Here is a 24694-nt window from a genome sequence, read left to right on the forward strand (position 1 = left end):
AGCTCAAGCAGCCGTGGATGTGGAGCGCGCATGAATCTCGCAGTGATTCAACTGGTCAGCCAGGACGATGTGCTGGCCAATCTGGTGCAGGCGCGGCGCCTGCTGGAGCAGGCCGCTGCGGGGGGCGCGCGTCTGGCATTGCTGCCGGAAAATTTTGCCGCCATGGGTCGTCGCGACCTGGCCGCGCTGGGGCGTAGCGAGGCCTTGGGCGAAGGGCCGATTCTGCCGTGGTTGAAACAGACGGCCCGCGACCTCAGGTTATGGATAGTGGCGGGCACCATCCCCTTGCCGCCCGACGGGCAGCCGGAGGCCAAGGCACACGCCTGCTCCCTGTTGTTCGACGAGTATGGCGAGCGGGTGGCACGCTACGACAAGTTGCACCTGTTCGACGTGGATGTCGCCGACAGCCGGGGGCGTTATCGCGAGTCGGACGACTACGCCCACGGCGGCCAACTCGTGGTGGCCGACACGCCCGTTGGGCGCCTGGGTTTGACGGTGTGTTACGACCTGCGCTTCCCTGAGCTGTATGGTGCCTTGCGTGAGGCCGGCGCGGAGCTGATCAGCGCGCCGTCGGCGTTTACCGCGGTGACCGGTGCCGCGCATTGGCAGGTATTGATCCGTGCCCGCGCCATCGAGACCCAGTGTTATCTGCTGGCTGCCGGGCAGGGTGGTGTGCACCCGGGCGGGCGCGAGACCTTTGGTCATTCCGCCATCGTCGACCCCTGGGGCCGGGTGCTGGCCGAGCAGGCACAGGGCGAGGCGCTGTTGCTGGCCACGCGCGACAGTGCCGAGCAAGCGGCGATCCGCCAGCGCATGCCGGTGGCCCGTCATAAACGATTTTTTGCAGCGGCCGAACCTAGGGTCTGTTGACGTTTCGTTCGCGGCCGCGCCGGAGCCGGTTTTTACGCGAGGCAAGGCACGAGACGCGAAGTTTGGTGTTCCAAATGAGTGTCGAGAAACGCAGCATCGCGTAAAAACCGGCCCGGCCCTTCGGGTTGCGCGTAAAATCTCGCCATGCGTCGTTGTGGGGCTTGGCAAGGGAATAACCATTCCCTGCGCCCCACGCCTAGCCTGGCGAGATTTTTCGCGGCAACGCGGCCCGCGACGAAACGTCAACAGACCCTTAACTGCCAGGTTTGGAATAGTCATGAACGAGATTAAACAATGAGCGAGATGCTGTTGTCCGTCAGTGAGCACCTCTTGGGCCCAGGTGGTTTGACCCTCGAGCATTTGCCCGGCGTGCTGGGTGAGTTGGCCGGGCCTGGGATCGATGCCGCCGACCTGTACTTCCAGAGCCAGGTCTCGGAAACCTGGGTGCTGGAAGACGGTATCGTCAAAGAGGGCAGTTTCAACCTCGATCAGGGCGTTGGTGTGCGCGCCCAGTCCGGCGAAAAAACCGGCTTCGCCTACAGCAACGCGATTAGCGCTGAGGCCTTGAGCCAGGCCGCGCGCGCCGCCCGCTCGATTGCCCGCGCCGGCCAGCACGGCCGTGTGCAGGCGTTCAGCAGCCCGCTGGTGACGGCCTTGTATGCCCCGGACAACCCCTTGGATGTGATCGACCGCGCGCAAAAGGTCGAGTTGCTCAAGCAGGTCGATCAGGCCACCCGTGCGCTTGATCCGCGGATCAAGCAAGTCACCGTGAGCCTCGCCGGCGTCTGGGATCGCGTACTGGTCGCGGCCAACGACGGCGGTCTGGGCGCGGACATCCGGCCGTTGGTGCGCTTCAATGTCAGCGTCATCGTCGAGCAGAACGGCCGCCGCGAGCGCGGTGGCCACGGCGGCGGCGGGCGCACCGACTACCGCTACTTTATGAGCGAAGATCGCGCCATGGGCTATGCCCGCGAAGCATTGCGTCAGGCGTTGGTCAACCTCGAGGCGATTGCTGCGCCAGCCGGCAGCATGCCGGTGGTGATGGGCGCCGGCTGGTCGGGCGTGCTGTTGCACGAAGCGGTCGGTCATGGCCTGGAAGGCGACTTCAACCGCAAGGGCAGTTCCGCCTACAGCGGGCGCATGGGTGAAATGGTTGCCTCCAGCCTGTGCACCATCGTCGACGATGGCACCTTGGCCGGCCGCCGTGGTTCGCTGAGCGTGGATGACGAAGGTACACCGACCGAGTGCACCACGCTGATCGAGAATGGCGTGCTCAAAGGCTATATGCAGGACAAACTGAATGCCCGCCTGATGGGCGTGGCGCGCACCGGCAACGGCCGCCGCGAGTCCTACGCGCACCTGCCGATGCCGCGCATGACCAACACCTACATGCTGGCGGGCGAGAGCGACCCGGAAGAAATCATCCGCTCGGTGAAGAAGGGCATCTACTGCGCCAATCTGGGCGGCGGTCAGGTGGATATCACCAGCGGCAAGTTCGTGTTTTCCACCAGCGAGGCCTACCTGATCGAAGACGGCAAGATCACCGCGCCGGTCAAGGGTGCAACCCTGATCGGCAATGGTCCGGAAGCGATGAGTCGGGTGTCGATGGTCGGCAACGACCTGGCCCTGGACAGCGGCGTCGGCACCTGTGGCAAGGACGGGCAGTCGGTGCCGGTCGGCGTGGGCCAGCCGACGCTGAAGATCGATGCAATTACCGTGGGCGGAACCGGCGGCTGACAGCTATTGCATGGGCGTAGGGTGGGTTAGCCGAAGGCATAACCCACCATCGCGACAGAATCAGCGCAGGCCGCGCTGGGTTTCGTCCAGTTCGCGGATATATTTGAAAATCTTCCGTGAAGCGGCAGGCGCTTTGTTCTGCGCCAGTTCGTGCTGGCCCTGGCGGATCAGCTGGCGCAGGTGTTGGCGGTCGGCCTCGGGGTATTCGACGACAAAGGCTTCGAGCACCTCGTCGTTACCGTTGAGCAAACGGTCGCGCCAACGCTCTAGATTGTGAAAGCGTTCGTTGTACTGGCGGGTAGAGGCGTCGAGTTGATCGAGCAGCGTGAGGATCGCCTCGATGTCCTGGTCGCGCATTAGCCGGCCGATAAACTGGACGTGGCGTTTTTTCGCGGCATTGGCCGTGTGCTTCGGCGCCTCTGCAAGTGCGCGGCGCAGTTCGTCGGTCAACGGCAGTTTGTTCAGCAGGTCGGGCTTCAGGGTGGTCAGGCGTTGACCCAGATCTTGCAGGGCATGCAGCTCGCGTTTGACCTGGGTTTTACTCTTCTCGCCGGAGAAGTCGTCAAGGTATTCAGACATGAGGGTGGTCCAGTGGAAAACGCCGTCATGATAGCAGCAAGTTTCTGGCTGCAAGCGTTCGACCCCGCTGTCGTGTAGCTTGTCGCATATTGCTTAGGAGTGTTTATGAGTGCAGTAGAAGTCGTCGGCCCTGCGGCCGTGCCGCAATTGCAGGCGCAGGTCGAGCAGATCATCGCCGAGGCGAAGAAACAGGGCGCTAGCGCGTGCGAGGTGGCGGTATCGGTGGAGCAGGGCTTGTCCACCACGGTGCGTCAGGGTGACGTGGAAACGGTCGAATTCAACCGCGATCAGGGCTTTGGCATTACCTTGTACGTCGGGCAGCGCAAGGGCTCGGCGAGCACCTCGGCCAGCGGCGACGCGGCGATTCGTGAAACCGTGGCCGCCGCTTTGGCGATCGCCAAGCATGCATCGGAGGACGAAGCCGCCGGGCTCGCCGACGCCGCCTTGATGGCCCGTGAACTGCCATCGTTGGATCTTTACCACGCCTGGGCGATCAGCCCGGAGCAGGCCGTCGAGCAGGCCTTGAGCTGTGAAGCGGCGGCCTTTGCCGCCGATAAGCGGATCAAGAATGCCGATGGAACCACCCTCAATACCCATCAGGGTTGCCGTGTGTATGGCAACAGCCATGGTTTCATCGGCGGTTACGCCAGTACCCGGCACAGCCTGAGCTGCGTGATGATCGCCGAAGAGGGCGGGCAGATGCAGCGCGATTACTGGTATGACGTCAATCGTCAGGGCGAGTTGTTGGCCGATGCCGCCGGTATCGGTCAGCGCGCGGCGCAGCGGGCGGTCAGCCGTTTGGGCGCGCGCCCGGTGCCAACCTGCGAAGTGCCGGTGCTGTTTGCCGCGGAGCTGGCTACCGGGCTGTTCGGCAGCTTCCTGGCGGCGATCTCCGGCGGCAACCTGTACCGCAAGTCGTCGTTTCTCGAAGGCAGTTTGGGGCAGCAGTTGTTCCCCGAGTGGTTGAGCCTCGATGAGCGTCCGCACATTCCGCGGGCGCTGGGCAGTGCTGCGTTCGATGGCGATGGTCTGGCGACCTATGCCAAATCCTTCGTCGAGCGTGGCGAGTTGCTGTCCTATGTCCTCGGCACCTATTCCGGGCGCAAGCTCGGGATGCCCAGCACGGCCAACGCCGGCGGCGTGCACAACCTGTTCGTCAGCCACGGCAGCGAAGACCAGCAGGCGCTGCTCAAACGCATGGGGCGTGGCTTGCTGGTTACCGAACTGATGGGGCAGGGGCTGAATATGGTTACCGGCGACTACTCGCGTGGCGCGGGCGGTTACTGGGTGGAGAACGGCGAGATCCAGTTCCCCGTGCAGGAAGTCACTATCGCCGGCAATCTGCGCGACATGTTCAAGCAGATCGTCGCGGTCGGAAACGACTTGGAGTTGCGCAGCAATATCCGCACGGGCTCGGTCTTGATCGAACGCATGACCGTCGCGGGTAGCTGAGCCCACTGACTAAAAAGGGCTGTCCGAGTGATCGGACAGCCCTTTTTTGGCCCGCTACGCGCTTAGCACCTACTCGCCTTCATCGAAGCGGTTGTTGATCAACTCGATCAGTGCATTCAAGGCATCGTCGTCCTGCTCGCCTTCGGTGTGCAGGTGAATCGGTGTGCCTTTGCCTGCGGCCAGCATCATCACCGCCATGATGCTTTTGCCGTCGACCAGGCTTTCCGCGGCGCGACCGACCCTGACCTGGCATGGAAAGCGTCCGGCGACGCCGACAAACTTGGCCGCCGCACGCGCGTGCAGGCCCAGCTTGTTGATGATGAGGATTTCACAGGCAGGCATCGCGGCAATTCCTTAACTGAGGTCGCGGTGGCGAACCTGGACATTCTTCAGGGTCGGTTTCAGGGCTTCGCCCAGGCGTTTGGCCAGGTACACCGAGCGGTGATGGCCGCCGGTGCAGCCAATCGCCACGGTCACGTAGGCGCGGTTGCTGGCGGCGAAGCGCGGTAGCCATTTCTTCAGATAGGCGAGGATGTCCTGGTACATCTCTTCGACGTCGGCCTGGGCTGCCAGGTACTCGACCACCGGTTGGTCGAGGCCGGAATAGTCGCGCAGGTCGGGTTTCCAATAGGGATTGGGCAGGCAGCGCACGTCGAAGACCAGGTCGGCATCCACCGGCATACCGCGCTTGAAACCGAAAGACTCGACCAAAAACGCCGTGCCCGGCTCAGGCTGGTTGAGCAGGCGCAGCTTTAGGCTGTCGCGCAGCTGGTACAGGTTGAGGTGGGTGGTGTCGATTTTCAGGTCGGCCAGGTCGATGATTGGCCCGAGTAACAGGCTCTCATCGGCAATCGCTTCGGCCAGCGAGCGGTTCTCGTTGGTCAATGGGTGGCGGCGGCGGGTTTCGGAGAAACGCTTGAGCAGGGTTTCTTCATCGGCGTCCAGATACAGCACATCGCAGCGGATATGCCGGGCGCGCACTTCGTCGAGCAACTCGGGGAAGCGTTTGAGCTGACTGGGCAGGTTGCGTGCATCGATCGACACGGCCACCTGCGGGTGCAACAGCTCGGTGTGCAGCAGGGCGCGCTCAGCCAGCTCGGGGAGCAGGCCGGCCGGCAGGTTATCGATGCAATAGAAGCCGTTATCCTCGAGGACATCGAGGGCGGTGCTTTTGCCGGAGCCGGAGCGACCGCTGACGATGATCAAGCGCATGGGCGTATGTCCTAGTGACCGCTTTGTACGTCCACTACTACCTGATACAGGATGTCGTTGCTCTGTGCCTGGCGCAGGCGCTCGCGCACCTCGCTGCGGTCGAGCATGCTGGCGATCTGCCGGAGCAACTCCAAGTGTTCATCGGTGGCGGCTTCCGGCACCAAGAGCACGAACAACAGGTCGACAGGGGCGCCATCGATGGCATCGAAGTCCACCGCTGCATCCAGTCTCAGCAGGGCACTGATCGGCGCGCTACAGCCTGGCAAGCGACAGTGCGGAATGGCAATGCCATTACCGAAACCGGTCGAACCGAGTTTTTCACGCGCAACCAGGCTTTCGAAAATGTCTTGGCCATCCAGGTCAGGCAGCTCGCGCGCCACCAGGTTGGCAATCTGTTCGAGAACACGTTTTTTACTGCCGCCCGGCACGTTCACCAAGGAACGGCCGGGGGTCAGGATATTTTCAAGTCGGATCATAGGAGGTAGGCGATATCAACGGGCCATTGCGCCCTGTTGACGGTCGAGCTGCTTTTCCTTGTGCTTGATGAGTTGTCGGTCGAGTTTGTCAGTCAGTAAATCGATTGCTGCATACATGTCTTCGTGTTCGGCATTGGCGACGACTTCGCCGCCGGCTATGTGCAGAGTCGCTTCGATTTTCTGTTTGAGCTTCTCGACCTCCATAGTGACTTGCACATTAGTGATTTTGTCGAAGTGGCGCTCCAATCGACTGAGTTTCTCGTCGATGTAGTCGCGTAGGGCGTCGGTCACATCCAGCTGGTGTCCACTGATGTTGACTTGCATACCGCTTTCTCCTTGTTGCCGTGTGTAAGAGACAGGCTGTCGGGCCTGCCACCGGAACACTTTGGCGTGGAAGACTCTGGCAAAACGAGCCTGGCACTATCGCTCTTCGGTCTTGGCAGTATGGCCGCTTGCAAACGAGAGCGAGGCCTGGGGTGTTTGTGCCGTGTCGATTCGTCTTCCGTTGCGTGCCGCCTTACATCAATCGCTTGCGCTCACTGGATGGCGCTATTCCGAGGGATTCACGGTATTTGGCGACGGTGCGGCGGGCTACTTGAATGCCCTGTGCTTCCAGTAAACCAGCGATCTTGCTGTCACTCAACGGCTTTTTTGCATTTTCCGCGGCGACCAGTTTTTTCAGGATGGCGCGAATCGCAGTCGACGAGCATTCGCCGCCCTCGGCGGTGCTGACGTGGCTGGAGAAGAAGTATTTCAGCTCGTAAATACCGCGCGGGGTGTGCATGAATTTTTGCGTGGTAACCCGCGAGATGGTCGACTCGTGCATGCCCACCGCTTCGGCGATATCGTGCAGAACCAGGGGCTTCATCGCCTCGTCGCCGTAGTCGAGGAAGCCGCGCTGGTGTTCGACGATCTGCGTGGCGACCTTCATCAGGGTTTCGTTGCGGCTCTGCAGGCTCTTGATGAACCAGCGCGCTTCCTGCAACTGGTTGCGCATGAAGGTGTTATCGGCGCTGGAGTCGGTGCGTTTCACAAAGCCGGCATATTGCGCATTCACGCGCAGGCGCGGCATGGCTTCCTGGTTCAGCTCGACCAGCCAGCGCTCGTTGTGTTTGCGCACGATCACGTCGGGCACCACGTATTCCGGCTCGCTCGACTCGATTTGCGAGCCTGGTCGTGGATTCAGGCTCTGGATCAGTTCGATGACCTGGCGCAGCTCGTCTTCCTTGAGCTTCATGCGGCGCATCAGTTGGCTGTAGTCGCGGCTGCCAAGCAGGTCGAGGTAGTCATTCGCCAAGCGCTGGGCTTCGCTCAGCCAGGGGGTTTTCGCCGAGAGCTGACGCAGTTGCAGGAGCAGGCATTCGCGCAGGTCGCGGGCAGCGATGCCGGCGGGCTCGAATTGCTGGATGCGGTGCAGCACGGCTTCGACTTCGTCCAGTTCGATATCCAGCTCTGGGTCGAAGGCTTCCACCACTTCCTCGAGGGTTTCCTCCAGGTAGCCTTGGTTGTTGATGCAGTCGATCAGGGTGACCGCGATCAAGCGATCCTTGTCGGACATCGGCGCCAGGTTGAGTTGCCAGAGCAGATGGCTTTGCAGGCTTTCGCCGGCCGAGGTGCGGGTGGTGAAGTCCCACTCGTCGTCGTCATTGCTCGGCAGGCTGCTGGCGCTGGTCTGGTAAACATCTTCCCAGGCGGTGTCGACCGGCAGCTCGTTGGGGATGCGTTCGTTCCACTCACCCTCTTCTAGGTTGTCCACGGTTTGCGTGGTTTCCTGGTAGTTGGCGTCTTGGTAGGGTTCTTCTTGTTGCTGGGCAGCGGGGGCTGGGCTTTCGACACCGTCGGCCATAGGGTCCGAGTTATCGAAATCTTCGCCGTCTTCCTGGCGTTCGAGCATCGGATTGGACTCCAATGCCTCCTGGATCTCCTGTTGCAGATCCAGAGTAGACAGTTGGAGTAGGCGGATGGCCTGTTGCAGCTGCGGAGTCATCGTCAGCTGCTGGCCCATCTTCAGGACTAGCGATGGTTTCATTGCAGACCTTATTTACCGGCGTCTGTGCGCAATCCACTACAGGGCGTTTGAGCGCCACTAGGAAGCAAATTATATGCCTGACCTTGAGTGGTTTGCCTAGCTCTAGCTGCTATTCGGTCGAGAAAAACCGTTATTTACAGGCGGAACTCGTGCCCCAGGTAAACTTCTTTGACCATCTGGTTGGCCAGGATCGACTCGGCATCGCCCTCGGCGATCAGTTGGCCGTCGTTGACGATATAGGCGGTTTCGCAGATATCCAGGGTTTCGCGGACGTTGTGATCGGTGATCAGCACGCCGATACCCTTGGCTTTGAGGTGGTGGATGATCTGCTTGATGTCGCCGACCGAGATCGGGTCGACGCCGGCAAAGGGTTCGTCGAGCAAGATGAATTTTGGCGCAGTGGCCAGGGCACGGGCAATTTCCACGCGGCGCCGTTCGCCGCCGGACAGGCTCATGCCGAGGTTGTCGCGGATGTGGCTGATGTGGAATTCCTGCAGCAGGTTTTCCAGTTCCTTGCGCCGCGCCGTACGGTCCAGTTCCTTGCGGGTCTCGAGAATGGCCATGATGTTGTCGGCCACGCTGAGTTTGCGGAAGATCGAGGCTTCTTGCGGCAGGTAACCAATGCCCGCGCGAGCGCGGCCGTGCATCGGTTGATGGCTGACGTCGTGGTCGTCGATCAGCACGCGGCCCTGATCGGCCTGCACCAGGCCGACGATCATGTAGAAGCACGTGGTCTTGCCGGCGCCGTTGGGGCCGAGCAGGCCGACAATCTGCCCGCTGTCGATACTCAAGCTGACGTCGCGAACGACTTGGCGGCCTTTGTAGCTTTTGGCCAAGTGCTGGGCTTTCAATGTGGCCATTACTACTGTGCCTGCTGTTCGGCTGGTTTGTTCTTCGGCTGGATCACCATGTCGATACGTGGGCGCGGCGTGGTGACGTTATTGCCAGTGGCGCGCCCGGCGTTGACGATCTGGCGCTGGGTGTCATAGACGATTTTCTCGCCCTCGAAGGTATTGCCTTCCTGGATCACTTTGGCCTGGTCGATCAAGACGATGCGCTCATTGGCGGCAAAATACTGAATGGTCAGGCCGTAGGCCTTAACGATCTGCTTGTCGGCGGAGGGCTTTTGCTCGTAGTAGGCGGGCTTGCCGACCGAGGTGAAGACTTCGATATCGCCCTGGGCGGTTTGCGTGATAGTCACGGTGTCGCCTGTGATCTTCAAGGTGCCTTGGGTAATGATCACGTCGCCGCGATAGACCGCGACGCCTTGTTTGTCATCGAGTTCGGCGCTGTCGGCCTGGACGCGAATCGGCTGCTCACGATCAGTGGGCAGCGCCCAAGCGCTGGCGCTTCCGAGCGCGGCGCTCAAGCTGAGCAGAAGGGGGAAGGTTTTAACGAACCTCATGCTGGCCTCTTACGTTGGACTGCAGGAGCATCCTGCCGTCATTCAAGTACGCTTTCATTCCTTGTGCCGTGGTCACCCCATTGGCCGCGTCGATTCTAACGGCTTGCTGGGTCTGCGCATATTCCTTCTCGGGGAATACAGTCAGGCGGCTGGTGGTGAGAATGGTCGGGCGGCCTTTGGCGTCGGTGCGTTCGACGCGCACTTTGTCGATCAGCTCGACTTGTGTGCCTTCGGGCGCCACTTCGCCGCGCTCGCTGCGCACCTTCCAGGGCAGTTCGGTGCCTCGGTACAGGCTCATGTTCGGGCTGGTCAGCAAGGTGATGTCCGTCGTTTTGACGTGCTCCAGCTTGTCGGCAGTCATCTCGTAGTGCAGTTTGCCGTCGGCCTGGTATTGCACGGTGTTGGCGTTGACCACGTAAAAGTCGATGGCGTTGTCGGTGCCGGTTTGTGCGGGCCTCTCGGAAAAGCTGTCCGGGTTGATGTTCCAGTAGCCGACCGCAGCCAGTAGCGCGGCGGCACAGGCAAACAGGACGGGATTGAGTAATTTACGCAGCATAGTGGGCTCTACAGATAAGCGGCATGGGCGGCATCGAGGCTGCCTTGGGCGCGCATGATCAGCTCGCAGAATTCGCGCGCGGCGCCTTCGCCGCCGCGTGCCTGGGTGACGCCATGGGCATGCTGACGAACGAAACCATCGGCACTGGCGACTGCCATGCCCAGGCCGACTCGGCGAATCACCGGCAAGTCGGGCAGGTCGTCGCCCAGGTAGGCGACTTGCTCATAGCTTAGGCCGAGTTTGCCGAGAAGCTCATCCAAGACCACAAGCTTGTCTTCACGACCTTGGTAAAGATGTTGAATGCCGAGGTTCTGCGCGCGGCGTTCGACTACCGGCGTTGTGCGGCCGCTGATGATCGCCGTGCGTACGCCGGAGGCAATCAGCATCTTGATGCCCTGGCCGTCGAGGGTGTTGAAGGTCTTGAATTCGCTGCCATCGACCAGGAAGTACAGTTTGCCGTCGGTGAGTACGCCGTCGACATCGAAGATCGCCAGTTTGACCGCTTGGGCGCGTTGCAGCAGTTCGGCGTGCATCACATGACCCCCGCGCGCAACAGGTCGCCCAGGTTGAATGCGCCGATGGGGCGGTCGTGTTGATCGACCACCACCAGGGCGCCGATCTTGTGATCTTCCATGATTTTCAGTGCTTCGGCTGCCAGCATGTCGGGCCGCGCGGTCTTGCCGTGTGGGGTCATGGCCTCGTCGATGGTGGCCTGGCGGATGTCCAGGCCGCGATCCAGGGTGCGGCGCAGGTCGCCGTCGGTAAAGACCCCGGCGAGCCGGCCATCCGCTTCGAGCACGGCGGTCATGCCCAGGCCTTTGCGGGTCATTTCCATCAGGGCGTCGCGCAGCAGGGTACCGCGTTGCACCTTGGGCAGTTCTTCGCCGGCGTGCATCACGTTTTCGACCTTGAGCAGCAGGCGTCGACCCAGTGCGCCGCCCGGGTGGGAAAAGGCGAAGTCTTCGGCGGTGAAGCCTCGGGCTTCCAGTAGGGCAATGGCGAGGGCGTCGCCGAGTACCAGGGAAACCGTGGTGGACGAGGTCGGCGCCAGGTTCAGTGGGCAGGCTTCCTGAGTCACGCGGGCATCCAGGTTGACCTCTGCGGCCTTGGCCAGTGGCGAATCCGGGTTGCCGGTCATGCTGATCAAGGTGATGCCGAGGCGCTTGATCAACGGCAGCAAGGTGACGATTTCCGCGGTCGAGCCGGAATTGGACAGCGCCAGTACCACGTCGTCACGGGTAATCATGCCCATGTCGCCGTGGCTGGCCTCGGCGGGGTGGACGAAGAACGCGGTGGTGCCGGTGCTGGCCAGGGTGGCGGCAATTTTGTTGCCGACATGCCCGGATTTGCCCATGCCGACCACTACCACCCGGCCCTTGCTGGCCAGGATGAGTTCGCAGGCACGGACGAAATCGCCGTCGATCCGTTGCAACAGGTCGGTGACCGCTTCAAGTTCGAGGCGAATGGTGCGTTGTGCGGACTTGATCAATTCGTTGGGCTGGCTCATAGCGTCAAAATAGGCATGCCGAGTGAAAAGGCGGCGATTATAGCGGGAAAGCCCGGTGCGCTCACCTTTGAATCGTGTCGGCAACTGGCGAGGCAGTTGGAGCGCGCTCTGTAAGCAAATGTTCAATTTTGGGCAGGCTATTTCAGCAATGTTATAGTGCGCGGCCATTTTCGGCCCATCTGCTAGGCGCAGTGTCCTTGTTGCGAGACAGGGCGTCTGTCAGGAAGGCTGTTCGCAAGGAGTCCAGATGAGCGCCGAGAAGCAGTATGCGGTCGAGCTGAAAGGCGTGAGTTTTCAGCGGGGCGACCGGGATATTTTCAAGAATGTCGACATTCGCATTCCGCGTGGCAAAGTCACCGGGATCATGGGCCCTTCCGGCTGTGGCAAAACCACGCTGTTGCGCCTGATCGCCGCTGAACTCAAGCCGAGCAAGGGCGAGGTGTGGGTCAACGGGCAGAATTTGCCAACGCTGTCGCGTAGCGAACTGTTCGATATGCGCAAGCAGATGGGCGTGCTGTTTCAAAGCGGGGCGCTGTTCACCGATCTCAATGTCTTCGAGAACGTTGCATTTCCGCTGCGGGTGCACACCCAACTGCCGGAAGAAATGATTCGCGACATCGTGCTGCTGAAATTGCAGGCCGTTGGGTTGCGTGGCGCGCTGGATTTGATGCCCGATGAGCTGTCCGGTGGCATGAAGCGTCGTGTGGCGCTGGCCCGTGCGATCGCCCTCGACCCGCAAATTCTGCTGTATGACGAACCCTTCGTGGGTCAGGACCCAATCGCCATGGGCGTGCTGGTGCGCTTGATTCGCCTGCTCAACGATGCACTCGGCATTACCAGTATCGTGGTGTCGCACGACTTGGCGGAGACCGCCAGCATCGCCGACTACATCTATGTGGTCGGCGATACCCAGGTACTGGGCCAGGGCACGCCGGACGAGCTGATGCATTCGGAAAACCCACGCGTTCGCCAATTCATGCAAGGCACGCCCGATGGGCCCGTGCCATTTCACTTTCCGGCGCCGGATTACCGCGACGATTTATTGGGGGGGCGCTGATGCGCAGGAGATCTACGCTCGAACGGATTCGCCTGTTTGGTCGTGCCGGTATCGATGTGGTCGCCACGCTTGGGCGTTCGACCGTGTTTTTGCTGCGCGCGTTGTTCGGGCGCGGCAGTGTCGGTAATCCGCTGCAGTTGCTGATCAAGCAGCTTTACTCGGTGGGCGTCATGTCCCTGGCGATCATCGTGGTGTCCGGCATCTTTATCGGCATGGTGCTGTCGCTGCAAGGGTTCAGCATCCTGGCCAAGTATGGTTCGGAGCAGGCGGTTGGGCAGATGGTCGCGTTGACCTTGCTGCGTGAGCTGGGGCCGGTGGTCACCGCGTTGCTGTTCGCCGGTCGTGCCGGCTCGGCGCTGACCGCAGAAATCGGCAATATGAAATCCACCGAGCAGTTGTCGAGCCTGGAGATGATCGGCGTCGATCCGCTCAAATACATCGTCGCGCCGCGCTTGTGGGCGGGTTTTATTTCGATGCCGCTGCTGGCCGTGATTTTCAGCGTGGTCGGTATCTGGGGCGGGGCGATGGTGGCCATCGACTGGCTCGGCGTTTACGAGGGCTCGTTCTGGGCCAATATGCAAAACAGTGTTTCGTTCCGCGAAGACGTACTCAACGGGGTTATCAAAAGCCTGGTTTTCGCCTTTGTTGTCACCTGGATCGCCGTGTTCCAGGGCTATGACTGTGAGCCGACCTCGGAAGGCATCAGTCGTGCCACTACAAGAACAGTGGTCTATGCCTCGCTGGCCGTGTTGGGGCTGGACTTTATTCTGACCGCTTTGATGTTTGGAGACTTCTGATGCAAAACCGCACACTGGAGATTGGTGTCGGCCTGTTCCTGTTGGCCGGGTTGTTGGCCTTGTTGCTGTTGGCGTTGCGCGTCAGTGGGTTGACGGTGGGCAGCAGCGACAATACCTACAAGGTCTATGCGCACTTTGACAATATTGCCGGTCTAACCGTACGGGCCAAGGTGACCATGGCGGGAGTGACCATCGGTAAAGTGACCGCCATCGACCTGGATCGCGACAGCTACACCGGCCGCGTGAGCATGGAGTTGGACAAGAATGTCGACAACCTGCCGTTGGATTCGACCGCTTCGATCCTGACCGCGGGCTTGCTCGGTGAGAAATACATCGGCATCAGCGTGGGCGGCGAAGAAGAACTGCTCACCGATGGCAGCACCATCCACGACACCCAGTCGTCGCTGGTGCTGGAGGACCTGATCGGTAAGTTCCTGCTCAATTCGGTTAACAAAGACGAAGCCAATTAACGAGGGTTGCCAAAGATGATCAAGACACTGCGGAACAGTCTTTTCGTACTGCTGAGCGCTCTGCCGCTGCTGGCCGTGGCTGCGCCGACTGCCCACGAAGTGGTGCAGCAGACCACCACGACCCTGTTGGCCGATCTGAAGGCCAATAAAGAGCAGTACCGGAGCAACCCGGATGCGTTCTACACCTCGCTGAACAATATTCTCGGCCCGGTGGTGGATGTCGACGGGATTTCCCGTGGCGTGATGACCGTGCGCTATTCGCGCCAGGCTACGCCAGAGCAAATGAGCCGTTTTCAGGAAAATTTCAAACGCAGCCTGATGCAGTTCTATGGCAATGCCCTGCTTGAGTACAACAACCAGGACATTCGCGTACTGCCGGTCAGTGGCAAGCAGGACCCGCAGCGCACTGCGGTGAACATGGAGATCAAGGACGGTAAGGGCGTGGTTTACCCGCTGTCCTACACCATGGTCAGCCAGGGTGACAGCTGGAAGATGCGTAACGTGATTATCAACGGCATCAACGTCGGCAAGCTGTTCCGCGATCAGTTCGCTCAGTCCATGCAGAACAACGGTAATGACTTGAACAAGGTCATCGACACCTGGTCCGATACCGTGGCCAAGGCCCGTCAGGGCCAGGGCGAGTCGTGAGTCAGGCGAGTATCGCCGAGCAGGCGCCGGGGGTGTTTCAGCTCTCCGGCGTGCTCGATTACCTCAGCGCTCCCGCCTTGCGCGAGCAGGGCGCGCGCCTGATCGGCGCCAGCTCGGCCGCGGCCTGCGTGATCGATTGTACGACGGTGGAGAAATCCAGCAGCGTGGGTTTGGCGCTGCTCTTGGCGTTTCTGCGCGATGCCGCGGCGGCGGGCAAGCCCCTCACGCTGCGCGGCCTGCCGGCGGACATGCGGCAAATCGCCGAGGTTTCCGAGTTGCTTGAGCTCTTGCCGCTGGAGGCCTGAGTCATTGCCCGGCGGGCCCTGGTCGACGCGGGGTTCGCAGGCGAGGGGCTTTTTTGTATGATGCGCGACCCGCGAGCCTTGGCTCAGCTGTGGTTAATCAATGCGTCGAGCGAGGTTGAGCATGCAGGCTTTAGAAGTGAAGAGCCTCCTGGAGGCTAAATTGCCGAACACCCAGGTGGAAGTTGAAGGCGAAGGCTGTAACTTCCAGCTGAATCTGATTAGTGATGAATTGGCTGGCCTGAGCCCGGTCAAGCGTCAACAACAGATCTACGCTCACCTGAATCCCTGGATTGCCGATGGCAGTATCCATGCGGTGAGTATGAAATTCTTCAGCCGTGCCGATTGGGCCGCGCGTTCCTAAGCCTGCGGGCGACGAGATAGCTATGGATAAACTGATTATTACCGGCGGTGTGCGCCTTGATGGCGAAATCCGCATTTCCGGGGCGAAGAACTCTGCCCTGCCGATTCTCGCCGCCACCCTGCTGGGCGATGCGCCTGTCACCATCTGCAACCTGCCGCACCTGCACGACATCACCACCATGATCGAGCTGTTCGGGCGCATGGGTATCGAGCCGATCATCGACGAGAAGCTCAGCGTGGAAGTCGACGCGCGGGCGATCAAGACCCTGGTCGCGCCCTATGAGCTGGTGAAAACCATGCGCGCCTCGATCCTCGTGCTCGGCCCGATGGTCGCGCGCTTCGGAGAAGCCGAAGTGGCGCTGCCAGGCGGTTGCGCGATTGGCTCGCGGCCGGTCGACCTGCATATCCGCGGCCTCGAAGCCATGGGCGCGATCATCGACGTGGAAGGCGGCTACATTAAGGCCAAGGCGCCGGAAGGCGGCCTGCGTGGCGCGCACTTCTTCTTCGATACGGTCAGCGTGACCGGTACCGAAAACATCATGATGGCCGCCACCCTGGCTAAAGGCCGTAGCGTGCTGGAAAACGCCGCGCGTGAGCCGGAAGTGGTCGACCTGGCCAACTGCCTGATCGCCATGGGCGCAAAAATTTCCGGCGCCGGCACCGACACCATCACTATCGATGGCGTCGAGCGCCTGCATGGTGCGCGCTTCAGTGTGATGCCCGACCGTATTGAAACTGGCACCTACCTGGTGGCGGCTGCTGCCACCGGCGGTCGGGTCAAGGTCAAGGATACCGATCCGACTACTCTGGAGGCGGTGCTGTCCAAGCTCCAGGAAGCCGGTGCGCAAATCACCTGTGGTGCCGACTGGATCGAGTTGGACATGCAAGGCAAGCGGCCGAAAGCCGTCAACCTGCGTACCGCACCGTACCCGGCCTTCCCGACCGACATGCAGGCGCAGTTCATCGCCCTCAATGCGATCGCCGAAGGCACCGGCACGGTGATCGAGACCGTGTTCGAAAACCGCTTTATGCACGTTTACGAAATGACCCGCATGGGCGCGCAAATTCTGGTCGAGGGCAACACCGCCATCGTCACCGGCACCGCGCGTCTCAAGGGCGCACCGGTCATGGCCACCGACCTGCGGGCCTCGGCCAGCCTGGTGATTGCCGCACTGGTCGCCGACGGCGACACCCTGATCGATCGCATCTACCACATCGACCGTGGTTACGAGTGCATCGAGGAAAAACTACAGTTGCTGGGCGCCAAGATTCGTCGCGTTCCGGGCTAGGTTTGCAATCTGGGCGGCGGGAGCCGCTTTGCGGCTCTTGTTGGGCCTCGCTTCGCTCAGCGCCAACCTACGCACGTTTTGAAGGACTTTTTCATGCTCACCATCGCCCTGTCCAAAGGCCGCATCCTCGACGACACCCTGCCGCTGCTGGCGGCGGCGGGGATTGAGCCGACCGAGAATCCGGATAAAAGCCGCAAGCTGATCATCCCCACCACCCTGGACGATGTGCGCCTGTTGATCGTGCGTGCCACCGACGTGCCGACCTATGTCGAACACGGCGCGGCAGACCTCGGTGTGGCCGGCAAGGACGTGCTGATGGAGTACGGCGGCCAGGGCCTGTATGAGCCGCTGGACCTGCGTATTGCCCAATGCAAGTTGATGACCGCCGGTGCCGTGGGTGCGCCGGAGCCGAAAGGCCGGCTGCGCGTGGCCACCAAGTTCGTCAACGTAGCCAAGCGTTACTACGCCGAGCAAGGCCGCCAGGTCGATATCATCAAGCTGTATGGCTCGATGGAACTGGCCCCGCTGGTGGGGCTGGCTGACAAGATCATCGACGTGGTCGACACCGGCAACACCCTGCGCGCCAACGGTCTGGAAGCCCAGGAACTGATCGCCACGATCAGCTCGCGGCTGATCGTCAACAAGGCGTCGATGAAGATGCAGCATGGCCGCATCCAGGCGCTGATCGATACCCTGCGCGAAGCGGTCGAAGCGCGACATCCACGCTGAGTCTGATGGCCGCCCCTGTGCGGTCTAGCCTATCCGCGTTATAGCCAAAATTCTCAGGTGCCCGCGCGGAGTGGTTGTTACGCTACGGGCGCTTGAGCATTTGCCAATTTAAGAGGCCCGCTATGACCGCTCCTATCGCTATCCGCCGACTCAATGCCTCTGACCAGGATTTTGCCCAGCATCTGGATCATCTGCTGAGCTGGGAAAGTGTCTCGGATGATGCGGTCAACCAGCGCGTGCTGGAGATCATCAAGGCCGTGCGTGAGCGTGGCGATGCGGCGCTGGTCGAATTCACCAAGCAGTTCGATGGCCTGGATGTGGCCTCGATGGCCGACCTGATCCTGCCACGCGAGCGTCTGGAGCTGGCCTTGACCCGCATCACCCCTGAGCAGCGTCAGGCCCTAGAAGTGGCCGCCGAGCGCGTGCGCAGCTACCACGAACGGCAGAAACAGGATTCCTGGAGCTACACCGAAGCCGATGGCACGGTGCTCGGGCAGAAAGTCACCCCGCTGGACCGCGCCGGCTTGTATGTACCGGGCGGCAAGGCGTCGTACCCGTCGTCGGTGCTGATGAACGCCATCCCGGCCAAGGTCGCCGGCGTGCCAGAAGTGGTGATGGTGGTGCCGACCCCGCGTGGTGAAATCAACGAGATCGTCCTGGCCGCCGCCTGCATTGCCGGCGTCGACCGCGTGTTTACCATCGGTGGCGCCCAGGCCGTGGCTGCGCTGGCCTATGGCACCGAAAGCGTGCCGCCGGTAGACAAGATCGTCGGCCCCGGCAATATCTATGTGGCTACCGCCAAGCGCCACGTATTCGGCAAGGTCGGCATCGACATGATCGCCGGCCCTTCGGAAATTCTTGTGGTCTGTGATGGTCAGACCGATCCGGACTGGATCGCCATGGACCTGTTCTCCCAGGCCGAGCACGACGAAGATGCCCAGTCGATCCTGGTCAGCCCGGATGCCGCCTTCCTCGATCGCGTCGCCGAAAGCATCGCCAAGCTGCTGCCGACCCTGGAGCGCGAGACGATTGCCCGCACCTCACTGGAAGGTCGCGGCGCACTGATCCTGGTCGCCGATATGGTCCAGGCCATCGAAGTGGCCAACCGCATCGCGCCGGAGCACCTGGAGCTGTCGGTGGAAAACCCAGAACGGTACCTGCCGCAGATTCGCCATGCCGGCGCGATTTTTATGGGCCGTTACACCGCCGAGGCCTTGGGCGACTACTGCGCCGGTCCCAATCACGTGCTGCCGACTTCTGGCACCGCGCGCTACTCCTCGCCGCTGGGGGTGTACGACTTCCAGAAGCGCTCGTCGATCATCCATTGCTCGGCTGAGGGCGCGTCGGAACTGGGCAAGGTTGCCTCCGTGCTGGCCCGCGGCGAGTCGCTGACCGCCCACGCCCGTAGCGCCGAGTACCGCATCAAACCGTAGGATGGGTTAGTCGCAGGCGTAACCCATCGCAAACGCAACGAATTCGAGGAGAGAAGGGCAGATGAGCAAATTCTGGAGCCCCTTCGTCAAAGACCTGGTGCCCTATGTGCCGGGTGAGCAGCCGAAATTGGCCAAGCTGGTCAAGCTCAACACCAACGAAAACCCCTATGGCCCGTCGCCCAAGGCGCTGGCCGCCATGCAGGCCGAGCTGAACGACAACCTGCGCTTGTACCCGGACCCCAATAGCGACCGCCTCAAGCAAGCGGTGGCCGATTATTACGGCGTGCAAACCGCCCAGGTATTTGTCGGTAATGGCTCCGACGAGGTATTGGCGCACGCCTTCCACGGTTTGTTCCAGCACGGCCAGCCGCTGCTGTTCCCGGACGTGACCTACAGCTTCTACCCGGTGTACTGCGGTCTGTACGGCATTCCCTTCGAGGCAATCGAGCTGGATCAGCAGTTCCAGATTCGTGTCGAGGATTACGCGCGGCCCAACGGCGGCATCATCTTCCCCAACCCGAACGCGCCGACCGGTTGCGCCCTGGGTCTGGCGGCCATCGAGCGCCTGCTCACGGCCAACCCGGATACCGTGGTGCTGGTCGACGAGGCCTATATCGATTTCGGCGGCGAGACGGCAATCAGCCTGGTGGATAAATACCCCAATCTGCTGGTGACCCAGACCCTGTCCAAGTCGCGTTCGCTGGCGGGGCTGCGGGTGGGTATCGCGGTCGGTCACCCGGACCTGATCGAAGCGCTGGAACGGATCAAGAACAGCTTCAACTCTTACCCGCTGGACCGCATGGCGATTGCCGGCGCGGCGGCGGCGTTCGAGGACAAGGCTTATTTCGAGCAAACCTGCCAACGGGTGATCGACAGCCGTGAGGCCGTGGTGGCCGGGCTAGAAACGCTGGGTTTTGCGGTGCTGCCCTCGGCGGCGAACTTCGTCTTCGCCCGTCATCCGGGCAAGGACGCGGCGACCCTGGCGGCCGGCCTGCGTGAGCAGGGCGTGATCGTGCGCCACTTCAAGCAGCAGCGCATTGCCCAGTTCCTGCGCATCACCATCGGCACGCCGGAGCAGAATCAGGTGCTGCTGGATGCGCTGCAAAGCCTGTAACTGGCAGGCAGTAAAAAGCCGGAGCAGTGCTCCGGCTTTTTCTTATCTGCGAGTCGGGTTGAGGCCTTATTCGCGGTGCGCTTCGCCGAGGAAGGTCAGCGAGGTGAACAGGCCGCGCGTCTCGATATCCTTGTCACCCTCGACCGGCAGGCTGATGGACGCGCTGATGATATTCAGCCCCTCGTTGCGTACCACAACCTGGGCGCGGCCGTCGGCGTCGGTGGTGGCGCTGATCTGGTGCGGCGCGCCACGGTAGTCACCCACCAGCTCGACTCCCGCAACCGGCTTGCCGTCGACCAGCACGCGCACCGGCAGCGGTTTGCCCGGGCCGACCAGCAGCGGGTCGACCTCCGGCACGATGACCATCTTCAGTTGGTTCAGCGGTGGCAGCTTGGCGCCTTGCTGATAGATCGCCAGGCTGTATTTAAAGGTGTGCAGCGACTCGGTCGAGTTCGGCACCTGGCTGCGGCCCTGGTTGATCCACTGCTTATCCGGGGTCAGCGACCAGGGGCCATTGTCCAGCGCCACGCCCAGCACGGCAGGGGCTTTCAGCGGTTGCAGGCGGGCGTGGTCATCCAGGCGCTGAACACTTACCGGGATCATTTTGCCGTGTGCGTCGTAGGCCCAGGCACCGCTGATTTTCTCGGCTTTGAAGGCATTGTCCTCGGCGCCATGGCCGTAGACGGTTTCGATCTGGCCGCGGCGTTGCTCGGTCCACAGGCCGTGGGCGCTGGCATCGGCGATAAACCATGCAGCGGCGGCGACAGCGAAAAAGGGTAGAGTGTTTTTCATGAGATTTCCTTGGTTCACAGGTCGAGGGTCAGGCTGAGACTGAGGTTGCGTGGGTCGCCCGGCATGACCCACACGTTGTTGAACGAGCGCTCGTAGTACTTGCGGTCGAACAGGTTGTTGAGGTTCAGCCCCAGACGCAGGTCGTCGCTGGCCTGGTAGTGGGCGAGCAGGTCGAGGGTGCTGTAGGCCGGCAACTCGAAGTCGCTGCCGGCCTGGCCGGAGCGCTCGCCGACATAGTTGAAGGCGGCGCCGACGTCCGAGCCGCGCAGCCGACCATCCTGGAATTGATAGACCGTCAGTAGGCTACCGCTGTGGCGTGGGATGCCGAGCAGCTTGCTGCCCACCGGCAGGCGGTTGTCTTCGGTCACCTCGGCATCGATATAGGCATAGGCCCCGATGATGCGTACGGCGTCGCTGAGCTGGCCGCTGAACTGCAGGTCGAGCCCCTGGCTGCGCGCCTTACCGGCTGCGATGTTGTCGCCGGGACTGTTCGGGTCGGCGGTCAGCACGTTTTCCTTGTCGATATGAAACAGCGCGACGGTGGCGCCCAGGCGGCTGTCGAACAGGTCGAGTTTGAGCCCGGTCTCGTAGCCGAGGCCTTGCTCCGGTTTGAACACCGTGCCCTGGCTGCCGATGCCGTTGGGCTTGAAGGAACTGGAGGCGTTGGCGAAGACCCCGACCTGCGGCGTCAGTTGATAGAGCAGGCCCGTGCGTGCGGTGGCGACATCCTTGCTCTGCTCATGGCTCACCCGCGTGCTGCGGTTCAGCGCGGTCTGCTCGAAACGCTCTAGGCGTACGCCTAGCAGCCCGCTCAGACGCTCGCTGAAGGCGATCTGATCTTGCAGATTGAGGGCATAGCTCTCGACGTGCTCGAAGAAGTCGTTGGGGTTGACGATGGCCGGCTTGGCCTGGCCGTACACCGGCTGGTAGATATCCAGGCCATAGCCCAGGGAAGTCGCGCTCTGTGGGTACTTCTGGCTGTTGCGATAGTTCTCGTACTCCAGACCGATCAGCGGCTGGTGCTGCCAACTGCCGATGGCGAAGTTACCGCGCAGTTCCGCCTGGCTGATGCTGTCGTTCCATTCGAAGTTGCGCTCACGGTAGAAGCGACTGACGCTGTCGCCGATCAGCCGCGAGGGCTCGGAGCTGTTGCCTTGCAGGGTGCCTTGGGCGTAGTGGTTGGCCAGACGCAGCGTCCAGGCATCGTTGAGGTAGTGCTCCAGGCTGAGCTGGAGCATCTGGTTGTTGTTGTGAATTTCGCCGTCGCTGGGTTCACCGAGAAAGGTCGAGCGCTGCACCGAACCAAGCTGGTTATTCGGCGCCGGGATACCGCGGTCGAATACCGACTCGGTGCGGGAAAACTCGCTGTCGAGCTGCAGGCGGGTGTCCGGGCTGAGCTGCCAGCTCAGCGAGGGGCTGACGATCTGCCGCGCACTGCCGACGTGGTCGCGGAAGCTTTGGTTGTCTTCTACCGCCAGGTTGACCCGCGACAACAGGGTGCCCTCGTCATTCAGCGGGGCGTTGACGTCGAGGCTGCTGCGGTAGCGGTCCCAGCTGCCGGCACTGGCCTTGAGCTGAGTGAAAGCCTCGGCCTGCGGTTTCTTGCTGACGATATTGATCATGCCGCCGGGGTCGCCGCGTCCGTAGAGGCTGGCGGCCGGGCCTTTGAGCACCTCGATGCGTTCGATGCCGGAGGCGTCGGGGGCGCTGTAGCTGCCGCGGTTGATCGCAAAACCATTCTTGTATAGCTCGCCGGTGGTGAAGCCGCGCACGCTGTAGTTGAGGAAGGTCAGGCCACCGAAGTTGTTCTGCCGGGAGACGCCGCCGGCGAAATCCAGGGCGCGGTCGATGCGGGTGGTGCCCAGGTCGTCCAGCACCTGGGCGGGTACCACGCTGATGGTCTGGGGGATTTCGCTTAGCGCGGTGTCGGTCTTGGTTGCGCTGGCGGAGCGTGTGGCGCGGTAGCCATGCACCGGCCCATCGGCCTGCTCGCGGTCGGCGGTGACGATGCTGTCGTTCAGTTGCAGTGCAGTGGAGGGCTCGGCGGCGAACGCGTTCGGTGCGAGCAGGCCGGCGAGTAGGGCGTAGGCGGGGCGCAAGAGGATCATCCTATTCTCGATATTTAATGTAATAACATAACATTAAATATCGAGAAAGGTTATCAACTCGGGTTGTGCGGTGTTTTTTAGCTGCCGTTGACCGGTGGGCGCACGCCGATTTCGGCGGTCAGTTGCATTTCCTTGCCGTTGCGCATGATCTCGATGCGAATCTTCTCGCCAGGCTTGGCGCGCGCCACCTGGTTCATTGAGCGGCGGCCATCGCCGGCGGTTTCGCCGTCGATGTTGAGGATCAGATCGCCAGGCTGCAGGCCGGCTTTCTGCGCTGGGCCGTCGCGATAAATTCCCGCGACAACGATGCCGGGACGGCCTTCCAGGCCGAAGGATTCGGCCAGTTCCGGGGTCAGCGGTTGCACCTCGATACCCAGCCAGCCACGGATTACCTGACCGTGCTCGATGATCGCCTGCATCACTTCCAGGGCCAGCTTGACCGGGATGGCGAAGCCGATACCTTGCGAGCCACCGGACTTGGAGAAGATCGCGGTGTTGATGCCGACCAGGTTGCCGTAGGCATCCACCAGTGCGCCGCCGGAGTTGCCCGGGTTGATCGCCGCATCGGTCTGGATGAAGTCTTCGTAGGTGTTGAGGCCCAATTGGTTGCGCCCGGTGGCGCTGATGATGCCCATGGTCACGGTCTGGCCGACGCCAAACGGGTTGCCGATGGCCAGGGTCACGTCGCCGATCTTGATGTTGTCCGAGCGGCCGAGGGTAATCGAGGGCAGCTCTGCGATATCGATCTTCAACACCGCCAGGTCGGTTTCCGGGTCGCTGCCGATTACCCTGGCCAGGGTTTCGCGGCCGTCGCGCAAGGCCACCACGATTTGATCGGCATCGGCGACCACATGGTTGTTGGTCAGCAGATAGCCTTCCGGGCTCATGATCACCGCCGATCCCAGGCTCGACTCCATGCGCCGCTGCTTAGGCAGGTTGTCGCCGAAGAACTTGCGGAACTGCGGGTCCTCGAACAGCGGGTGCGCCGGCTTGTTGACGAACTTGGTGGTGTACAGGTTGGCCACCGCCGGCGAGGCCGTGCTGACCGCCTCGGCGTAGGACACCGGGCCTTCCTGCACGCGGTTGTAAATCGGCGCTTGACGCAGTTGCACATCCTGATTGGGCAGGCCGACCCATTGCGGGTAGTGCTGGATGATCAGCAGCGCCAAGAGCACGCCGACCAGCAGAGGCCAACCGAGAAAACGCAGCGCCTTGAGCATCAATCAAATCCTGAGGGTTGCGAGGGCCTGGGGAGCCCCTTAAGGTGCGCCATTATAGAGGGGCGTTCGGCAATAAAGCAGCGTCCCCGCAACAGCTGGTGAGGAAACAGTATGGCCATCGCCCTGACGACCTTGGTGGAAGAAGCGCAGCGCTATTTGAATGCGCCGCGCATCAGTGACTACTGCCCGAACGGTTTGCAAGTCGAGGGGCGGCCCCAGGTGTTGCGCATCGTCAGTGGCGTGACCGCCAGCCAGGCGCTGGTCGATGCGGCGGTCGAGGCCGAAGCCGATGTGCTGCTGGTCCATCACGGTTATTTCTGGAAAGGCGAGGACCCCTGCATCACCGGAATGAAGCAACGCCGCCTGAAAACCCTGCTGGCCAATGACATCAGCCTGCTCGCCTACCATTTGCCGCTCGACCTGCACCCGGAGGTCGGCAACAACGTGCAGCTGGCCCGTCAGTTGGGCATCACCGTGGAGGGGCCGCTGGAGCCGGATAACCCGCGCACTGTCGGGCTGATCGGCTCGCTGGCCGAGCCGCTGAGCCCG

The 24694-nt window shown here is 61.8% G+C and carries 27 protein-coding genes and 1 pseudogene; 14 read left to right on the forward strand and 14 right to left on the reverse strand.

Going from position 1 to position 24694, the window contains the following annotated elements; all coding sequences use genetic code 11:
• Nucleotides 1-30: 30 nt before the first annotated feature.
• Together B3M58_RS21915 and tldD are read left to right on the forward strand one after the other, a co-directional pair.
• Entirely contained in the window at nucleotides 31-870 is an 840-nt protein-coding gene (locus tag B3M58_RS21915; RefSeq protein ID WP_296222472.1) for a carbon-nitrogen hydrolase family protein, read from the forward strand.
• A gap of 294 nt (nucleotides 871-1164) precedes the next feature.
• Nucleotides 1165-2607: a metalloprotease TldD gene (gene tldD / locus B3M58_RS21920; RefSeq protein ID WP_296222474.1), complete on the forward strand. Its 1443-nt coding sequence runs from the start codon at nucleotides 1165-1167 to the stop codon at nucleotides 2605-2607.
• A gap of 60 nt (nucleotides 2608-2667) precedes the next feature.
• On the opposite strand, the gene yjgA is transcribed toward tldD, so the two are convergent.
• Nucleotides 2668-3186, reverse strand: coding sequence for a ribosome biogenesis factor YjgA (gene yjgA / locus B3M58_RS21925; protein WP_296222475.1), 519 nt, complete (start codon nucleotides 3184-3186; stop codon nucleotides 2668-2670).
• A gap of 105 nt (nucleotides 3187-3291) precedes the next feature.
• Between yjgA and pmbA the strand changes: the two genes are divergently transcribed.
• Nucleotides 3292-4638, forward strand: coding sequence for a metalloprotease PmbA (gene pmbA / locus B3M58_RS21930; RefSeq protein WP_296222477.1), 1347 nt, complete (start codon nucleotides 3292-3294; stop codon nucleotides 4636-4638).
• 69 nt (nucleotides 4639-4707) lie between these two features.
• Here pmbA and B3M58_RS21935 read toward each other — a convergent pair whose 3' ends face one another.
• From B3M58_RS21935 to B3M58_RS21980, 10 genes are all read right to left on the reverse strand, one after another.
• Nucleotides 4708-4980, reverse strand: a complete 273-nt coding sequence (locus B3M58_RS21935; protein WP_296222479.1) for an HPr family phosphocarrier protein — start codon at nucleotides 4978-4980, stop codon at nucleotides 4708-4710.
• A gap of 12 nt (nucleotides 4981-4992) precedes the next feature.
• Nucleotides 4993-5850, reverse strand: a complete 858-nt coding sequence (gene rapZ / locus B3M58_RS21940; RefSeq protein ID WP_296222480.1) for an RNase adapter RapZ — start codon at nucleotides 5848-5850, stop codon at nucleotides 4993-4995.
• Between the two features lie 11 nt (nucleotides 5851-5861).
• Nucleotides 5862-6326, reverse strand: coding sequence for a PTS IIA-like nitrogen regulatory protein PtsN (gene ptsN / locus B3M58_RS21945; RefSeq protein WP_296222481.1), 465 nt, complete (start codon nucleotides 6324-6326; stop codon nucleotides 5862-5864).
• A 15-nt stretch (nucleotides 6327-6341) separates the two neighbouring features.
• A complete protein-coding gene (gene hpf / locus B3M58_RS21950; protein WP_296222482.1) occupies nucleotides 6342-6650 on the reverse strand; it encodes a ribosome hibernation-promoting factor, HPF/YfiA family in 309 nt (102 codons plus the stop codon).
• Between the two features lie 193 nt (nucleotides 6651-6843).
• Nucleotides 6844-8355, reverse strand: coding sequence for an RNA polymerase factor sigma-54 (locus B3M58_RS21955; RefSeq protein ID WP_296222484.1), 1512 nt, complete (start codon nucleotides 8353-8355; stop codon nucleotides 6844-6846).
• A gap of 134 nt (nucleotides 8356-8489) precedes the next feature.
• On the reverse strand, nucleotides 8490-9215 hold the full coding sequence (gene lptB / locus B3M58_RS21960; protein ID WP_296222485.1) for an LPS export ABC transporter ATP-binding protein: 726 nt from the start codon (nucleotides 9213-9215) through the stop codon (nucleotides 8490-8492).
• Between the two features lie 2 nt (nucleotides 9216-9217).
• Nucleotides 9218-9760, reverse strand: a complete 543-nt coding sequence (lptA, locus tag B3M58_RS21965) for a lipopolysaccharide transport periplasmic protein LptA (protein WP_296222486.1) — start codon at nucleotides 9758-9760, stop codon at nucleotides 9218-9220.
• Nucleotides 9747-10316 (reverse strand): LPS export ABC transporter periplasmic protein LptC, encoded by a 570-nt coding sequence (lptC, locus tag B3M58_RS21970; RefSeq protein ID WP_296222488.1) that lies wholly within the window; start codon nucleotides 10314-10316, stop codon nucleotides 9747-9749. Before lptC ends, lptA begins: the two co-directional genes overlap by 14 nt.
• 8 nt (nucleotides 10317-10324) lie before the next feature.
• A complete protein-coding gene (locus tag B3M58_RS21975) occupies nucleotides 10325-10849 on the reverse strand; it encodes a KdsC family phosphatase (RefSeq protein WP_296222489.1) in 525 nt (174 codons plus the stop codon).
• Nucleotides 10849-11823, reverse strand: coding sequence for a KpsF/GutQ family sugar-phosphate isomerase (locus tag B3M58_RS21980; protein ID WP_296222490.1), 975 nt, complete (start codon nucleotides 11821-11823; stop codon nucleotides 10849-10851). Before B3M58_RS21980 ends, B3M58_RS21975 begins: the two co-directional genes overlap by 1 nt.
• Before the next feature lie 247 nt (nucleotides 11824-12070).
• Here B3M58_RS21980 and B3M58_RS21985 point away from each other — a divergent pair, with 247 nt between their 5' ends.
• From B3M58_RS21985 to hisC, 10 genes are all read left to right on the forward strand, one after another.
• Nucleotides 12071-12880: an ATP-binding cassette domain-containing protein gene (locus B3M58_RS21985; protein ID WP_296222493.1), complete on the forward strand. Its 810-nt coding sequence runs from the start codon at nucleotides 12071-12073 to the stop codon at nucleotides 12878-12880.
• Nucleotides 12880-13677 carry a lipid asymmetry maintenance ABC transporter permease subunit MlaE gene (gene mlaE, locus B3M58_RS21990; protein WP_296222495.1) on the forward strand — a complete coding sequence of 266 codons (798 nt, stop codon included), beginning with the start codon at nucleotides 12880-12882 and terminating at the stop codon, nucleotides 13675-13677. The genes B3M58_RS21985 and mlaE overlap by 1 nt, the downstream gene beginning before the upstream one ends.
• Nucleotides 13677-14147, forward strand: coding sequence for an outer membrane lipid asymmetry maintenance protein MlaD (gene mlaD, locus B3M58_RS21995; RefSeq protein WP_296222496.1), 471 nt, complete (start codon nucleotides 13677-13679; stop codon nucleotides 14145-14147). The genes mlaE and mlaD overlap by 1 nt, the downstream gene beginning before the upstream one ends.
• 15 nt (nucleotides 14148-14162) lie before the next feature.
• The gene (locus B3M58_RS22000; RefSeq protein ID WP_296222497.1) at nucleotides 14163-14795 is read left to right on the forward strand and encodes an MlaC/ttg2D family ABC transporter substrate-binding protein; all 633 of its coding nucleotides are present in this window, start codon (nucleotides 14163-14165) and stop codon (nucleotides 14793-14795) included.
• Nucleotides 14792-15100 (forward strand): STAS domain-containing protein, encoded by a 309-nt coding sequence (locus B3M58_RS22005; RefSeq protein ID WP_296222498.1) that lies wholly within the window; start codon nucleotides 14792-14794, stop codon nucleotides 15098-15100. The genes B3M58_RS22000 and B3M58_RS22005 overlap by 4 nt, the downstream gene beginning before the upstream one ends.
• A 121-nt stretch (nucleotides 15101-15221) precedes the next feature.
• The gene (locus B3M58_RS22010; protein ID WP_090448000.1) at nucleotides 15222-15461 is read left to right on the forward strand and encodes a BolA family protein; all 240 of its coding nucleotides are present in this window, start codon (nucleotides 15222-15224) and stop codon (nucleotides 15459-15461) included.
• A gap of 22 nt (nucleotides 15462-15483) precedes the next feature.
• A complete protein-coding gene (gene murA / locus B3M58_RS22015; protein ID WP_296222500.1) occupies nucleotides 15484-16749 on the forward strand; it encodes a UDP-N-acetylglucosamine 1-carboxyvinyltransferase in 1266 nt (421 codons plus the stop codon).
• 93 nt (nucleotides 16750-16842) lie between these two features.
• Complete coding sequence (gene hisG, locus B3M58_RS22020) at nucleotides 16843-17478, forward strand: ATP phosphoribosyltransferase (RefSeq protein ID WP_296222502.1); 636 nt, start codon at nucleotides 16843-16845, stop codon at nucleotides 17476-17478.
• Nucleotides 17479-17600: 122 nt separating this feature from the next.
• Nucleotides 17601-18911, forward strand: a complete 1311-nt coding sequence (gene hisD, locus B3M58_RS22025) for a histidinol dehydrogenase (protein ID WP_296222504.1) — start codon at nucleotides 17601-17603, stop codon at nucleotides 18909-18911.
• 61 nt (nucleotides 18912-18972) lie between these two features.
• Nucleotides 18973-20025, forward strand: coding sequence for a histidinol-phosphate transaminase (gene hisC / locus B3M58_RS22030; protein ID WP_296222506.1), 1053 nt, complete (start codon nucleotides 18973-18975; stop codon nucleotides 20023-20025).
• Between the two features lie 66 nt (nucleotides 20026-20091).
• Here the strand turns inward: hisC and B3M58_RS22035 are convergent, their stop codons facing one another.
• The 3 genes from B3M58_RS22035 to algW form a co-directional block, all read right to left on the reverse strand.
• A complete protein-coding gene (locus B3M58_RS22035; protein WP_296222508.1) occupies nucleotides 20092-20817 on the reverse strand; it encodes a DUF4198 domain-containing protein in 726 nt (241 codons plus the stop codon).
• Between the two features lie 14 nt (nucleotides 20818-20831).
• Nucleotides 20832-22925 (reverse strand): TonB-dependent siderophore receptor, encoded by a 2094-nt coding sequence (locus tag B3M58_RS22040; protein WP_296222510.1) that lies wholly within the window; start codon nucleotides 22923-22925, stop codon nucleotides 20832-20834.
• Nucleotides 22926-23002: 77 nt separating this feature from the next.
• The gene (algW, locus tag B3M58_RS22045; protein WP_296222512.1) at nucleotides 23003-24145 is read right to left on the reverse strand and encodes a Do family serine endopeptidase AlgW; all 1143 of its coding nucleotides are present in this window, start codon (nucleotides 24143-24145) and stop codon (nucleotides 23003-23005) included.
• 111 nt (nucleotides 24146-24256) lie between these two features.
• Here algW and B3M58_RS22050 point away from each other — a divergent pair.
• Nucleotides 24257-24694: pseudogene (locus B3M58_RS22050) on the forward strand (Nif3-like dinuclear metal center hexameric protein); the annotation flags it as partial.

This window comes from Pseudomonas sp. UBA2684, assembly GCA_002354655.1.
GTDB lineage: Bacteria > Pseudomonadota > Gammaproteobacteria > Pseudomonadales > Pseudomonadaceae > Aquipseudomonas.

Excerpts from the sequence above, each read along its gene's own strand:
- B3M58_RS21915 (WP_296222472.1), top strand. The coding sequence starts at position 31 with ATGAATCTCGCAGTGATTCAACTGGTCAGCCAGGACGATGTGCTGGCC.
- tldD (WP_296222474.1), top strand. The coding sequence starts at position 1,165 with ATGAGCGAGATGCTGTTGTCCGTCAGTGAGCACCTCTTGGGCCCAGGT.
- yjgA (WP_296222475.1), bottom strand. The coding sequence starts at position 3,186 with ATGTCTGAATACCTTGACGACTTCTCCGGCGAGAAGAGTAAAACCCAG.
- pmbA (WP_296222477.1), top strand. The coding sequence starts at position 3,292 with ATGAGTGCAGTAGAAGTCGTCGGCCCTGCGGCCGTGCCGCAATTGCAG.
- B3M58_RS21935 (WP_296222479.1), bottom strand. The coding sequence starts at position 4,980 with ATGCCTGCCTGTGAAATCCTCATCATCAACAAGCTGGGCCTGCACGCG.
- rapZ (WP_296222480.1), bottom strand. The coding sequence starts at position 5,850 with ATGCGCTTGATCATCGTCAGCGGTCGCTCCGGCTCCGGCAAAAGCACC.
- ptsN (WP_296222481.1), bottom strand. The coding sequence starts at position 6,326 with ATGATCCGACTTGAAAATATCCTGACCCCCGGCCGTTCCTTGGTGAAC.
- hpf (WP_296222482.1), bottom strand. The coding sequence starts at position 6,650 with ATGCAAGTCAACATCAGTGGACACCAGCTGGATGTGACCGACGCCCTA.
- B3M58_RS21955 (WP_296222484.1), bottom strand. The coding sequence starts at position 8,355 with ATGAAACCATCGCTAGTCCTGAAGATGGGCCAGCAGCTGACGATGACT.
- lptB (WP_296222485.1), bottom strand. The coding sequence starts at position 9,215 with ATGGCCACATTGAAAGCCCAGCACTTGGCCAAAAGCTACAAAGGCCGC.
- lptA (WP_296222486.1), bottom strand. The coding sequence starts at position 9,760 with ATGAGGTTCGTTAAAACCTTCCCCCTTCTGCTCAGCTTGAGCGCCGCG.
- lptC (WP_296222488.1), bottom strand. The coding sequence starts at position 10,316 with ATGCTGCGTAAATTACTCAATCCCGTCCTGTTTGCCTGTGCCGCCGCG.
- B3M58_RS21975 (WP_296222489.1), bottom strand. The coding sequence starts at position 10,849 with ATGCACGCCGAACTGCTGCAACGCGCCCAAGCGGTCAAACTGGCGATC.
- B3M58_RS21980 (WP_296222490.1), bottom strand. The coding sequence starts at position 11,823 with ATGAGCCAGCCCAACGAATTGATCAAGTCCGCACAACGCACCATTCGC.
- B3M58_RS21985 (WP_296222493.1), top strand. The coding sequence starts at position 12,071 with ATGAGCGCCGAGAAGCAGTATGCGGTCGAGCTGAAAGGCGTGAGTTTT.
- mlaE (WP_296222495.1), top strand. The coding sequence starts at position 12,880 with ATGCGCAGGAGATCTACGCTCGAACGGATTCGCCTGTTTGGTCGTGCC.
- mlaD (WP_296222496.1), top strand. The coding sequence starts at position 13,677 with ATGCAAAACCGCACACTGGAGATTGGTGTCGGCCTGTTCCTGTTGGCC.
- B3M58_RS22000 (WP_296222497.1), top strand. The coding sequence starts at position 14,163 with ATGATCAAGACACTGCGGAACAGTCTTTTCGTACTGCTGAGCGCTCTG.
- B3M58_RS22010 (WP_090448000.1), top strand. The coding sequence starts at position 15,222 with ATGCAGGCTTTAGAAGTGAAGAGCCTCCTGGAGGCTAAATTGCCGAAC.
- murA (WP_296222500.1), top strand. The coding sequence starts at position 15,484 with ATGGATAAACTGATTATTACCGGCGGTGTGCGCCTTGATGGCGAAATC.
- hisG (WP_296222502.1), top strand. The coding sequence starts at position 16,843 with ATGCTCACCATCGCCCTGTCCAAAGGCCGCATCCTCGACGACACCCTG.
- hisD (WP_296222504.1), top strand. The coding sequence starts at position 17,601 with ATGACCGCTCCTATCGCTATCCGCCGACTCAATGCCTCTGACCAGGAT.
- hisC (WP_296222506.1), top strand. The coding sequence starts at position 18,973 with ATGAGCAAATTCTGGAGCCCCTTCGTCAAAGACCTGGTGCCCTATGTG.
- B3M58_RS22035 (WP_296222508.1), bottom strand. The coding sequence starts at position 20,817 with ATGAAAAACACTCTACCCTTTTTCGCTGTCGCCGCCGCTGCATGGTTT.
- B3M58_RS22040 (WP_296222510.1), bottom strand. The coding sequence starts at position 22,925 with ATGATCCTCTTGCGCCCCGCCTACGCCCTACTCGCCGGCCTGCTCGCA.
- algW (WP_296222512.1), bottom strand. The coding sequence starts at position 24,145 with ATGCTCAAGGCGCTGCGTTTTCTCGGTTGGCCTCTGCTGGTCGGCGTG.